The sequence below is a fragment of the bacterium genome (genome assembly GCA_030697645.1).
Classification (GTDB): domain Bacteria; phylum Patescibacteriota; class Minisyncoccia; order Phycocordibacterales; family VMGT01; genus JAUYPI01.
Window position 1 is genome coordinate 13,290 of sequence record JAUYPI010000008.1, and the last position, 13,049, is coordinate 26,338.

The 13,049-nt window shown below is 55.2% G+C and carries 10 protein-coding genes; 8 read left to right on the forward strand and 2 right to left on the reverse strand.

Annotated features, from left to right (window positions below):
- Nucleotides 1-67: 67 nt before the first annotated feature.
- Nucleotides 68-1,225, reverse strand: coding sequence for an AIR synthase-related protein (locus Q8R39_02100; protein ID MDP3735200.1), 1,158 nt, complete (start codon nucleotides 1,223-1,225; stop codon nucleotides 68-70).
- Nucleotides 1,226-1,562: 337 nt separating this feature from the next.
- On the opposite strand from Q8R39_02100, the gene Q8R39_02105 reads away from it, so the two are divergent.
- A complete protein-coding gene (locus Q8R39_02105; GenBank protein MDP3735201.1) occupies nucleotides 1,563-1,850 on the forward strand; it encodes a hypothetical protein in 288 nt (95 codons plus the stop codon).
- Between the two features lie 358 nt (nucleotides 1,851-2,208).
- Here the strand turns inward: Q8R39_02105 and Q8R39_02110 are convergent, their stop codons facing one another.
- A complete protein-coding gene (locus tag Q8R39_02110; protein ID MDP3735202.1) occupies nucleotides 2,209-4,407 on the reverse strand; it encodes a thiamine pyrophosphate-dependent enzyme in 2,199 nt (732 codons plus the stop codon).
- A 295-nt stretch (nucleotides 4,408-4,702) separates the two neighbouring features.
- Here Q8R39_02110 and Q8R39_02115 point away from each other — a divergent pair, with 295 nt between their 5' ends.
- The 7 genes from Q8R39_02115 to Q8R39_02145 all read left to right on the forward strand — a co-directional run bounded on the left by Q8R39_02115 (nucleotide 4,703) and on the right by Q8R39_02145 (nucleotide 12,994).
- The gene (locus tag Q8R39_02115) at nucleotides 4,703-5,911 is read left to right on the forward strand and encodes a glycosyltransferase family 4 protein (protein ID MDP3735203.1); all 1,209 of its coding nucleotides are present in this window, start codon (nucleotides 4,703-4,705) and stop codon (nucleotides 5,909-5,911) included.
- A gap of 136 nt (nucleotides 5,912-6,047) precedes the next feature.
- Nucleotides 6,048-7,346, forward strand: coding sequence for a glycoside hydrolase family 57 protein (locus tag Q8R39_02120; protein MDP3735204.1), 1,299 nt, complete (start codon nucleotides 6,048-6,050; stop codon nucleotides 7,344-7,346).
- Nucleotides 7,347-7,369: 23 nt separating this feature from the next.
- Entirely contained in the window at nucleotides 7,370-7,666 is a 297-nt protein-coding gene (locus tag Q8R39_02125; GenBank protein MDP3735205.1) for a hypothetical protein, read from the forward strand.
- A gap of 146 nt (nucleotides 7,667-7,812) precedes the next feature.
- Nucleotides 7,813-9,768, forward strand: coding sequence for a glycoside hydrolase family 15 protein (locus Q8R39_02130; GenBank protein MDP3735206.1), 1,956 nt, complete (start codon nucleotides 7,813-7,815; stop codon nucleotides 9,766-9,768).
- Nucleotides 9,769-9,990: 222 nt separating this feature from the next.
- Nucleotides 9,991-10,257, forward strand: a complete 267-nt coding sequence (locus Q8R39_02135) for a thioredoxin family protein (GenBank protein MDP3735207.1) — start codon at nucleotides 9,991-9,993, stop codon at nucleotides 10,255-10,257.
- A gap of 40 nt (nucleotides 10,258-10,297) precedes the next feature.
- Complete coding sequence (locus Q8R39_02140) at nucleotides 10,298-10,681, forward strand: hypothetical protein (protein ID MDP3735208.1); 384 nt, start codon at nucleotides 10,298-10,300, stop codon at nucleotides 10,679-10,681.
- A gap of 162 nt (nucleotides 10,682-10,843) precedes the next feature.
- Nucleotides 10,844-12,994, forward strand: coding sequence for a multicopper oxidase domain-containing protein (locus tag Q8R39_02145; GenBank protein ID MDP3735209.1), 2,151 nt, complete (start codon nucleotides 10,844-10,846; stop codon nucleotides 12,992-12,994).
- The last annotated feature ends 55 nt before the right edge of the window (nucleotides 12,995-13,049 follow it).

The following is a 13,049-nucleotide window of genomic DNA, read 5'->3' on the forward strand; positions in this document are numbered from 1 at the left end:
GAGCTCTGCTTCTGTGGGACCGCCAGGTCGTAGAGCTTGAATAGTTCTACGTGGCACTCTGCAGCGCTCAACACGCTCGGTAGCAAATCTGTGCGCTCGAGAATTTTGAGTGGATGCTGATCCCCGGTTCGCGGTTTGCAACGACACGGCCACACACGCGAGCCTCAATGTCGTGCCGAGATGCGAGAGCGAGGAATTGCTCGTGGGTTTCTTGCGGGACCACGACGAGCCCTCCCTGCCCGCATCCCCAGACGCGGTAGCATTCTTCATCGCTCATGTTAAGCCACTCGGCACACGCTCTTATCGCCGTTGGCGGCTCCCAAAGGTCATCGAGCTCGACGGAGAGGCCGCGTGCAACAAGAAGCGGCCCGAATTTTTCCGGAATGCCGCCGCCAGTGACGTGCACGATGGCGTTCATCGGGACGCGCACTCTCTCCTCTGCGTTGGGTAGGAGGTCATACCAGCCGTTAGCCTCGACGAGAAGGCGATCATAGAGTACTGCGGGCTGGGCCGCCTCGAAGATAAACGTGCGCGCTTTGTCTTTGCGCCACCAGTGTTTGCCGAATTTTTTTCGAAGCGCCATGCGCACCGCGCTCCCCCCGTTTGATCGAAAACCATACTCGCGGAGCGCGATTATGTTGTCCCCTGCGCCTATGGCCTTGCCCGTAATCATGCGGTCGGACATGTACGCCCCGATCATGACACCGGACCAGTTGAAACGGGTCACGGAGTGCGCGATCTCTGAGCCGACGCACTGACCCATTTGTGCAGTATCCCCCCGGAGGCAAACAACATTTTGGTACGCGGCGTAGTGGCGGAGGCCGCGTAAGAGACTTCGATGCATTTCTATAACGTGGCCGCGGTCTTCTGCGGCAAGTGTGGCTACCTCGAGATTGTTAAAGAGCACGAGCGGCAGGCCGCCCCAGCGCGTGATATCGCCTCCGGTCATCGCGAGAAGGTCCGCTGCGGCACTCACATGCGAGCCCGCAGCGTCTAGGATGATCGTTTTCGTGCCGATACCGTCCGGGGCCCCGTCGAGCCAGACTTCTCGCGGATCAGGGTGTTTCAATCGAAATCCCCGCGGTCCTCGAAAGTTCTCTGAAAATTCGACTACCTCGACAAAGGGAGAGAAGCCATACGTTTCGGCACACACCTTTTTTGCTTCTTCACTCAATTGATGCTCGAGCTCGACGTTAACGCCCGCTTTTGCATACGACTTGCTCATCGCTCTTTCCTTTGCTGTATACGTGTTGCGTCTAGAATCGGTCTTCTCAGCATTGCATAGCGTACATTTTTCCCGCTGTCAACGCATAAAACTTGACGTGTTTGTTTTTATAGTGTAAACAACAATAAGAAGAAAAGTAAAGGCCATGTATCGTAACCGCTCACACCTATCACAATGCTCCGTCACAGAACCGTCTTTGCGAGGAGTAGCGCGACGAAGCAATCCAGAGCGAGTAACGCAAAACCCCTGGATTGCTTCGCTCCTTTCAGTCGCTCGCAAAGACGGGCGTGAGTGGTTACCATGTATCTTTCCGACCATCATCTAAAGGGGGAAGGCGATGGAAATCCTCGTGCTCTGGTTTCGGGAAGTTTGGTTGCGTTTTAAGCTCGCGACGATCGTTCTCCGCAAACGTGAACTGCTGCAGACCGCGACTCCTCTCGTGGCGCACTTGTTAAACATGCCGGACCAGCTTTCAGAGATTGAGAACGTATACCGGCAGGGGATGCATGCTGCGCCTACGCAAGGGCAGCGCCAACAATGCCTGGCGATCATACAAGCGGCACGCGAGGCACGAGTTGCCGTGGAAAAACTTGTAGACGCGATTCGTGCTCTCAAGCAGGCGTAATGTTTCTGTTCGCGGTCGTAAAAGAATCGAGACAGCTTTCGACAAGCTGTCTCGATTTGTTTATATAGAGCCCGTTTAAGAGACCGCATTATGCCGTGAGTTCAATCGCGAGTTCAATTCGCAGCACTCCTCTCTTACTGCCGAATCCATCGTCATAATAAAAATGCGGCCGCATTTTTATTATGACGGCGTAAAAACATATTTTGCCCGAGTGCCCGAATGTCAGAGGCAATCATGAGTAAAGTATTAAAAGCAATCATGAGCAAAATAAGAACGCGCGGTGAGCATGATGAGCTCACCGCGCGTTTCTTCTTTGTCCTCTGGCTGCTCCAAGGAGGTTTTGGCAGCGTGATACTCGCTACCACTCATTTTCAAGAACACGTTCCGCTGCTTCTCTGATGCGCCGTTCGTCCGGGATGTGGAAGTGCTGCATTGGGAACCCCGGCATGGTGATGTCCCAGCCGGTTACCCGCTGAATTGGCGCCTCGAGGTATTCGGGGATCATTTCCCACAGTCGCGCCGCTATTTCCGCGCCCACACCACAATGCCGCGGCGCTTCCTGGATAATCACCGCCCGGCCAGTCTTGCGGACTGATGCAGCGATCGTTTCCATATCGAGCGGTACCAGTGACGCGACGTCAACGACGTCTGACTCGACCCCTCTCTCTTCTCGCAGAAGATCTGCCACGGTGAGCGCCTTGTAGACCATTGCGCCCCATGCAATGAACGTGATCTTGGCGTCGATGCTCTCCTCGACGATAAAAGCGGTATCGAGCGGCAGTGTGTCACCTTGATCCGTGCACACCTCTTTTACCCCTCGGTAGAGGCTTATTGGTTCCAAAAAGATGACAGGGTCCTCATCTCGAATAGCTGCGAGCAGGAGGCCGTAGGCTTTCTGTGGCGATGAGGGTACCAGCACGCGCAGCCCAGGGATGCTCGTAAAGAAAGCCTCATTACTCTCGAGATGGTGCTCCGGTGCGGGCACGCCGCCCCCCCATGGCATGCGCACTACGATCGGGCAGTGCAGCCTGCCGCGTGTGCGTGCCCGCAGACGAGTCGTGTGATTCACCAACTGGTCAATGATCGGGTACGCAAAGCCGCTGAACTGCATTTCTACGACCACCCTCATGCCGAGCGCGGCAGCGCCTGTGGCCGCACCCATGATTCCAAGTTCAGCGAGTGGCGTATCAACGACGCGCGTCTTCCCGAATCGCCCGAGCAATCCTTCTGTTGCCCGGAATACGCCGCGACTCTTTCCCATGTCTTCCCCCCAAAGCACCACGCGCTCATCGCGGGACATTTCGTAGACGAGTGCTTGGTTGAGCGCCGTGATCATAGTTATCCCTTTAGGGTCTCCATAGATCGTCTCAATTGGTATATTGATAACCCCGCTCGCCTCAGAGGCGAGCTGCTTTCTGGGGCTGTCCCGGATGGTAGAAAGGTTCTTCCCCCCATAGAGCGCGTGCACTTCCTCACGCTCGGCGAGAATACTCTTCGGCAATTTTTCCATTTGGTAGTCGAAGAGTGTCGTTGGAGATTCCCGCACCGTGGAGAGGTAGCGATCTGCCGCTTTTTCAACGAGCTCGCTACTCTCAGCCTGGAGTTTTTCTTCGTCATTTTCGCTCCACAGCCCACGGCCTGTCAAATATGCTCTGAGACGCCGTATGGGGTCATTCAGGCGTGCCTGCTCTACCTCTTCCTTCGGGCGATAGTGCTCTGGGACATCGGCGGTTGTGTGAGCGCCAAGACGGTAGGTGATCGCCTCGATGACGCTCGGCCCCATGCCGCGTCGTGCCCGCTCGATAGCGGCGCGCACTACGGTGTAGACCGCGAGGACATCATTACCATCCACTTGTTCGCAATGTCTGATGCCGGCGGCAATACCCTTCTGCGCAAGCGTCTCTGCCGCAGTTTGCCCCGTGCGCGGCATCGAGATCGCCCACTGGTTGTTGGTGATGATAAAAACAATGGGTGCTTGCCAGAGTGCGGCGAAGTTCATCGCCTCATAGGTGTCGCCTTTCGACGTACCACCATCTCCCACCGTGGTGACAACCACTCTCTTCTCTCGACCTTGCATGAAGTAGCGACATACCCCGGCAGCGCCGCTTGCGTGCAAGGTCTGCGAGGCGATCGGGATTGCCGGTGGAAAATCAAGACTGTGGTAGAGCGACAGCGGGTCATTTGCCCGCGTGTCTCCTAACCAAAAAAGGAGAGAGCGTACCATGGCGTCGATTTTCTTGTCGCCCTCGGCAAAGGTAATGAGCGCGGCGGTTTGGCGATAGTGCGGTATGTGGATATCAACCGTACTCATGGCACTTGCATATCCTACCCCGACCGCCTCTTCGCCTTCGGAGCAGGCAAAGGTGCCGAGCTGCCCCTGCCGCTGCAGCGCAATAGCCTTTTTATCAAAGACCCTGGTAAGTACCATGTCGCGGTACCACACTACCAACCGGTCTGTATCGTATGTCAACGCTTCTGGTATGTCGGAGGTCACGGTGCCGTCTGGGGAGAGATACTGTGTGTAATTGATCGTAAATCGGGCGACTTCTTTTCTCATACGAGACACCTCACGTAGGTGTTTTTTCTTATTCACTTTCGTGGAACCTACCCTGTAGCCTTCATACTCTGAAGACCTGGCGCTGTCAACTGCGGGCAGTTATGCACAACCGCTTGCGACGGAGAAGAGAAGTATGCGTGGTATACTGATCACATGCGCGCGAACTTCCGAGTGTCGAGCGGTTGCGGATTGTTGCATACCCGAACGCCATACCCATACAGTGTGCGATACCGAACGGTGATGGTTATCTTCCGAAGTTCCGTGTAAATGTGTGCAACACACACCAAAAGTGCTCATGATCGGCTGGGAACTGCCGCCCTTTAACAGCGGCGGGCTTGGTGTTGCTTGCTACGGGCTCGCCAAAGCGCTTGCCGGACGCGGGACGGACATACTCTTCACGCTCCCGCACGAGGCAGCAGTCTCGGCGCCGTTCATGAGAGTGTGGTTTGCGGGAAGCGAGGTTTCGAGAGCAGCGGCGAAGTTCACCGCATACAGTTCTGTCGGGCCGCGAGGCACTCGGGCGCGAGGCATGGAACAGGGCGGTAACACGCTTTTTGATACGGTGTATGCTTACGCTCGCGCGGTGCGCGAGCGTGCGATGAGAGAGCACTTCGACCTCATCCACGCGCACGACTGGCTCACGTTTCCAGCGGGGCTTGCCGCGGCGGAGGCGACGGGAAAACCTTTGATTACGCACGTCCATGCGACCGAGTTTGACCGCACCGGCGGCCGGGGCGCGAACAGTGAGGTGTATCGGATTGAACGTGAGGCCTTCGAGGGAGCAGAGCGCGTTGCGACGGTGAGCAACTACACGCGGGAGCTCGTCGCGCGAAACTACAGTGTCGATCCGGACAAAATTTCAGTGCTGCACAACGGCATTGATCCGGAAGAATTCAAGGCGGGGCAGGGGAGGATCGAGGCCCTCCGGCGCCTGCGCGAGCGGGGCGCGAAAATTGTTCTTTTTGTCGGACGGCTCACGATACAGAAAGGGCCGGATTATTTTATCGCTGCCGCCGCACGCACGCTCGCGCATCGCCCGAACACCTATTTTGTTATCGCGGGATCCGGCGATATGGAACGGCAAATAATAGAAGAGGCCGCCTATCGGCGGATCGCGGAGCGGGTGCTCTTTACGGGATTTGTTCGCGGCGATGAGCGCGACGCGCTCTACCGAGCGGCGGATGTCTACGTGATGCCCTCGGTTTCGGAGCCGTTCGGCATCACGGCGCTTGAAGCTATCGGGTACGGCGTGCCGGCAATCGTCTCGAAGCAAAGCGGCGTGCGCGAAGTCTCGCCGCACATGCTGCTTGCCGATTTTTGGGACGTCGACGAGCTCGCGAACAAAATTATTGCCGTCATAGACCACCCCGCCCTCACCGACACCCTGCGCGAGCACAGCATCAAGGACGTCCTGCGGGCCACGTGGGATAGGACGGCGGAGAAATGCCTTGAGATGTATCGGGGCTTACTTGCGGGGCAAGCGTATGCAGCGGGCTGTGCATGAAGGAACCAATCAGTTCAAGGCGTCTAAATTTTCAATTATCAATTTACAATTTTCAATCAATTTTCAATGACACAATTTTCAAACACGACGTCGTCGTTTTGAAAATTAGAAATTGAAAATTGGTAATTGTGTAAACATGCCTTCCGTCTGCTTCTACTTCCAAGTCCATCAGCCGATGCGCATTCGCCGCTTCAGGGTGTTTGATGTGGGCAACGACCACGGGTACTTCGACGAGGGGAGCGGTGCGAGAACAGACAATCGCGCGGTGCTCGAAAAGGTGGCGCGCAAGTCATATCTTCCCACGAACCGACTGCTCCTCGCCCTCCTCGAGCGCCATCCGGAATTTCGCGTGAGTTTTTCGCTCTCGGGAGTTCTCCTCGAGCAGCTCGAGCGCTACGAGCCGGACGTACTTGCCTCGTTTCAAGCCCTGGTGAAGACCGGCCGCGTCGAGCTCCTCGCCGAGACCTATTACCACTCGCTCTCTTTTCTTTTCTCACGGGAAGAATTCGAGCGGCAGGTGCGACTCCATGAGCGTTTAATCAAAAGATTGTTCGGCGTTCGGCCGCGCGTGTTCCGCAATACCGAGCTCATTTACCACAATGACATCGGGCGAGTGGTGAGTGCGATGGGTTACAGCGGCATACTTGCCGAAGGCGCGGATCACATTCTCGGCTGGCGGAGCCCGTGCTTTCTCTACCGGCCGAAAGGAGTGTCGCGGACAGCGCTCCTCCTCAAGAATTACCGCCTCTCGGACGATATCGCATTTCGCTTCGGTGAGCGTTCATGGAAAGAGTACCCACTGACAGCCGGCAAATTCGCCGATTGGGTCGAATCACACAACGGAGGCGGAAACCTGATCAATCTCTTTATGGACTACGAGACATTCGGGGAGCACCAATGGGAGGACACCGGCATTTTTGCATTTCTTGAGCATCTGCCTCGCGAGCTCCTGCGCCGCCGCGATACTGATTTTGTGACGCCATCCGAGGCGATCCGCCGGTACCGGCCGGTCGCCGAGCTCGACGTGCCGCACTACGTCTCGTGGGCCGATATCGAGCGCGATCTCTCAGCATGGCGCGGCAATGCCCTGCAGGAGCAGGCCTTGAGGGAGCTCTACTCACTTGAGCGCGATGCGCTCGCGAGCCGCGACCCCGTACTCATCGAAGATTGGCGTCGGCTCCAGACCTCCGACCACTTTTACTACATGTGCACGAAGTGGTTTGCGGACGGCGATGTGCACAAATACTTCAATCCGTACGAGTCGCCGTATGACGCATTTATCTCATACATGAATGTGCTTGCGGACCTGCGGCTGCGCCTTGGTGGCGTTTCGGGTCGGAGCCGCGCAGGGCCGATTGCGCGAATACGCGAGTGGGGCACTCTGATCCGCTCCCCGCTATCGTTTTTGAAAAACGTCGTATCATTATCAGCGTAATATAAGTTAATACCATGTCATTTATGGCAACAGTCAAACGAACACTCGGAAGCAAGAAGCTCTCAAGTAGAGCGATGCACGAGGTGACCGGCGCCGCCTGTTTCTGGGTCAATAACGGACCGATTCTCTGCAGCCTGCGCGATTTGCACACCGCGCTCGGCGTGATGACCAAAAAGCAGTTTGAGCACCACGCGCGAGCGCAACACAACGACTTCGCATCATGGGCGGAGGGCGTCTTTGCCGACAAGGCGCTCGCTCTGAGGCTCCGTCGCGCAAAGACCCCGGCAGGAATGCGCAAGGCGCTCGCGGCGTACCTGTAACGTAAATTTCCAATTTTCAATTTTGCAATTTTCAATCAATTTTCAATGGATCAATGATTCAATGACGGACGCCGTCGCGTTTGAAAATTGCGTCATTGAAAATTCATTGGAAATTGAAAATTGTACATTGAAAATTTTACACTCCCATGCCCTTATCCTTAGTCCTCGGCAACGGTGAAATGCTCGTCGGGCTTGACAACAAAGGTCAAGTGCGGGATCTCTATCAGCCGCACCCCGGGCTCGAGAACCACGTCGGAGCAGCATGCGTGCATCGGATCGGCGTATTCGTTGACGGCAGGTTCTCATGGCTCTCGGAGGAGAGCTGGCGCGTCGGCATTATCTACGAGCCGCAAACGCTCGTTTCCGAGATACAAGCGGTTCATGCCGGGCTCGGCGTCCAGCTCCATTTCACCGATGTTGTCTACAACGAGGAGCCGATTTTTGTGCGGCGGCTACGCGTACGGCAGACGGGGAGAGAGCCGCGCACGATCAAAATATTCTTCCACCAACAGTTTCAGATTTACGGCACGGCGTATGGCAATACGGCGCTCTACGATCCGAAAAACGCCTCGATCGTCCACTATCGCGGTCGGAGAGTATTTTTAGTGAGCGGCATTCGTGGGGGTAAGAGTTTTGACGACTTCAGCATCGGCGTCGCGGGAATCGAGGGTAAAGAAGGGACCTGGCGGGACGCTGAAGACGGCGCACTCTCGAAAAACGCCGTTGAGCACGGAGCGGTTGATTCCGTGATTGCGTTTACGCTCCCGACAGGCAGCGAGCAGAGCGAAATCTACTACTGGATCGCTGCCGGGGCGACGCTCGCCGAGGCGCGGGAGCGCCACGATCTCATCAAACTTCGCTCGCCGGAGCACATCATCGAGAGTACCGGCGATTTTTGGAGGGCATGGAGCAGGGCTGGCGAGCGAGGTCTCGAGAAACTTCCCGCAAAGATTGCCGGACTATTTACGACATCGCTCCTCGTGATCCGCGCGCACCTCGATCATGAAGGGGGCATTATTGCATCTGCGGATTCCGAAATGCTGAAGTATGGCAGGGATAGCTATGCATATGTCTGGATGCGCGATGCCGCATTGGCGGCGAGAGCGCTTGACTGCGCGGGCTACCCCGACACCGCCGAGCCGTTTTATCAGTTTTGCGCGGACACGCTTATGCCCGAAGGGTACTTTTATCACAAGTATCTACCGGACAAATCGCTCGGAAGCTCCTGGCATCCATGGGTGCGGGGGGGGAAGGAGCAGCTTGGTATCCAGGAGGACCAGACGGCGACGGTGCTCTTTGAGCTGTGGGGCCACTACGAGTCGAGCCGCAATCTTGAGTTTATTGAGCGGCTCTACAATCCTCTGATTAAGCGAACGGCCACGTTTCTTGTAACCTACCGTGACCGAGCGACGGGCCTGCCGCTTCCGAGCTATGACCTCTGGGAGGAGCGCTATGGCGTGTCCACATATACTGCAGCGTCCGTCTTTGGGGGCCTCAGAGCCGCGGCCCGTTTTGCGGAGCTTCTCGGGAAGGAGCAGGACGCGCGTGATTTTAGCAGCGCGGCAGAAGAAGTTCGGACAGGCATCCTGAAATACCTCATAAACTCCGAGACTGGATACTTCCTCAAGCAGATTTCCTACGAGCACGATGAACCGATGTCCGATCCGACGCTTGATACCGCGGGTTTTGCCGGGGTCTTTCGCTTCGGCATCCTAGAGCCCGACGACAAGCGGCTCCGCAAGGCCGCCGAGTCTCTCAGGGATTGGCTCTGCTGCAAGACCCCGTTTGGCGGCGCAGCGCGCTACGAGGGAGATATGTACTATCGCGCTGATGCGCGGCTGCCGGGTAACCCCTGGATAATTTCAACGCTCTGGTATGCGCAGTACTTGATTGCAATCGCCGAAAAGACGCGTGAACTTGAAGAAGCGCTGGTTTGGCTGAACTGGACCGTTGATCGCGCGAATGGCGCCGGCATGCTGCCCGAGCAAGTTGACCCGCATACCGGCGCGCCAGTCTCCGCCTCGCCTCTGGTCTGGAGCCACGCGGAGTTTGTGTATACCGTTCTCCAATACCTTGCCAAATTGAAAGAATTGGAGAAGTAGCAACAGATTTGGAAAGATGGGTTGAAGGGTAAAATTTTCAATGTACAATTTTCAATTTTCAATCAATTTTGCAATGACACAATTTTCAAACACGACGTCGTCCGTCACTCAGTCATTGACACGTTGAAAATTGATTGAAAATTGCAAAATTGAAAATTTTTGGCATGCTACGAGTTGGGTATGTGGATAAGTCAACAGTGGTTGATGGTGTATGATTTAATCATGAGCAACAAGATATTATTGCAAGAGTTGAGCGCTCCCGGCTGCCTGCACTGCAAAGAGTTTGCGGCATTTTGGGAGTCCATAAAGGGTGAGTGGTCGAATGTCGAGTTTCAAGACGTGAGTGTTGTCACACCCGAGGGTCAAGAGCTCGCGCAAAAGCACATGATCTTCGCGTCGCCGGGAATAATTATCAACGGGGAGTTGTTTAGTACGGGCGGGGTGGACAAAAAGAAGTTTGTGGAGAAGCTGAAGAAGCTGTCTGCTTAATGCAAAAGGACCAAGAGCGTATGGCGGCAAACTTTTTATCATGAACCTCTTCGACAAACTCACCCCACAATTGTTCCTCCGTCTCGGCCTCGGCGCGGTGTTTGCGTACTCGGGACTTAATATTCTGCTGCACCCCACTGCGTGGACGTGGGCTCTGCGCGGGCTGCCGGCGTTCATCCAAACCCAGATCGATCGGGTTGGCCCCGAGATGTATCTTCGCGGTCAGGGCATCGCCGAGCTCGCTATGGCGGCGGCGTTCCTTGCGTGGTTCCTGCCGCGCTGGCTTGTACGTATCGCGGCGTTTTTTGCGGCCGTTGAAATGGCGGCGATACTGGTTTTTGTCGGCGTCGACGCCGCGACATTCCGCGACATCGGCCTTCTCGGCGCGGCGCTCGGGGTATTGTTCGGCAGGGCGTTTTATTAGATTTTTAATTGTGGAACAATCAAACAAACTAAAAAAACCACTCTCGCCGTGACTGCGATCGGCATTTTTGCCGTGATTTTGATGGGTGTGCTTTAGTTATGCACAATATATCGTATCGCATCGTTGAGTTGTATAGTACAATTTGAATACTAGAAGATATCTATGCCTGAGGAAATTCAATCACAACAAACATCGGCGCAATCACCTAGCCAGAATGTCGTCCCCGAAAGTCAGAGCGACAATCAGGCCGAGCACCGCACCAAAATACGCATTGCGATGGTAGGTTTTGCCTTGTTTTTTGTTTTTGTCATCGGTCTTTTTTGGCTTGCGACGACTCCCCAGCAGACCGTAGGCCTGACTCTCTCTTTTGCCGCGGGCCTTTCAATGATTTTCTTGCCCTGCACTCTGCCGCTTGCGTTTGTGATTGTGCCGCTCACACTGGGGAAAAATCCTAAGAAGGGGCTTTTCATGGCGCTGTCCTTCACTCTCGGGCTCACCATTACCCTGTCTTTATACGGCGTTTTTATTGCCGCCGCGGGCAAGGCCTTTGGTTTGAAGTCCGATGCCGAGGTGTACGCGGTTCTTCTTGGAGGGACCGCCGCTTTCCTTTTCGGTTTGTCAGAAATCGGATTGCTGAAATTCAGACTTCCTTCATATTCCGGAAAGTTCCCGGATTTTATCCAGCGCCAAAAGGACTATGTCAAGACCTTCCTTTTGGGACTTTTGCTCGGGAATGCCGGGGTGGGCTGCCCGAACCCGGCTTTTTATGTGCTCCTCGGATATATCGCGACAACAGGAGATATCTTTAACGGATGGTTTTTGGGTTTTGTCCACGGAATGGGTCGCTCTGTTCCGCTTATCTTTCTTGCCATTCTCGGGACGCTCGGCGTGAACGCCCTCGCGCCGGTTGTGAAGCACAAGGAAACGATTGCGCGCGCCATGGGATGGATGCTTCTCATCGTCGGTGCTTATCTTCTCACGTTTGGCATTTTCGGCCATGATTGGTTTATTGCGTCGGGAACTCACTCGTCGTGGGAGCAATTCGTCAATAACATCGGAGGAGAGAGGTTTGGTGAAATAGTACTCGAGCACGAGCATCCGCTTATTGACGCTTCTGGTTTTATCCGATACGGCAATATGTTTTTCTTGGGCCTTCTTGCGGTGACGATGCTCACGGCGTTTATCGTCAAACGGCCCTCTAGGCGCACGATAAAATGGCTTGTCGCCGTATACATGGGGCTTGCGCTTATCATCGGGTATTCCACGGGATGGACATTTACCCTGGGGAGAAATATGCAGGGACATGGAAAAGAAGCTGCAGAGGCTGGTCATGAGCACGGAGACATGATGGATACGCGCGACATGCCGAGCGCCGCGTCGCTCGCTGCGCTCCCGCTCCGCGGACCGTCAAATCGTCTCGAGCGCTTACCTTTCAGCGTGAGTCCTGACGGCTATAAAGAATTCCGCCTCGAGGCGAGCGAATTCCGTTGGGAGTATGCAGATGGGAAATGGGTGCATGTCTGGGGCTACAACGGCCAGGTCCCCGGGCCGGAGATACGCGCGAATGAGGGCGACAAGGTGCGGGTAATTGTAAAAAATAGTTTGCCGGATGCGACCACGATCCACTGGCATGGACTCGATGTGCCGTGGCAGATGGACGGCGTTGCAGGGGTTACGCAGAAAGCGATCGAGCCGGGCGCTACGTTTACATACGAATTCGTGGCGACACCGGCTGGCACGCGCTTTTACCATTCGCACGGGAAAGACCACAGTACTGCGGCGCAGCAGATGGACATGGGGCTCTCGGGGGCGTTTATTGTAGCGCCGGATTATGGTGATATTGACATAGATTCCCTTCGTGAGTATACGCTTGTACTTGACGAGTGGGACATTCAGGCAGGCGGTGTTAATTCTGCAATCTCGCACATGCACGACACGGGCATGATGGGTGCGGTGCCGGACTTCAATACGTTCACTATCAACGGTCGCATTTTTCCATACGTCCCGAAGCTTGATATTAAGAAAGGGGAGTCCGTGCTCGTGCGCTTTATCAATGCCGGCACTGCGGCATTCCACCCTATGCATCTCCACGGCCACAGTTTTAAGGTAGTCGCGCGCGACGGCTTCCTGCTTGAACATCCAGAGGAGCGCAATACGATTACCGTAAACCCCGGTGAGACGGTTGACATATCGGTTGAAGGCAACAATCCGGGCCCGTGGCTCCTGCACTGCCACCACGTGCACCACGCGGCGGCAGGGATGATTACACTCCTACAGTATGAGGGGTATGAGCCGATACAGTCGCTCAAATGAAAAATGAAAAAATCAAAGTGAAAAATGATACTGTGCAATGCAAAATTTTTAATTT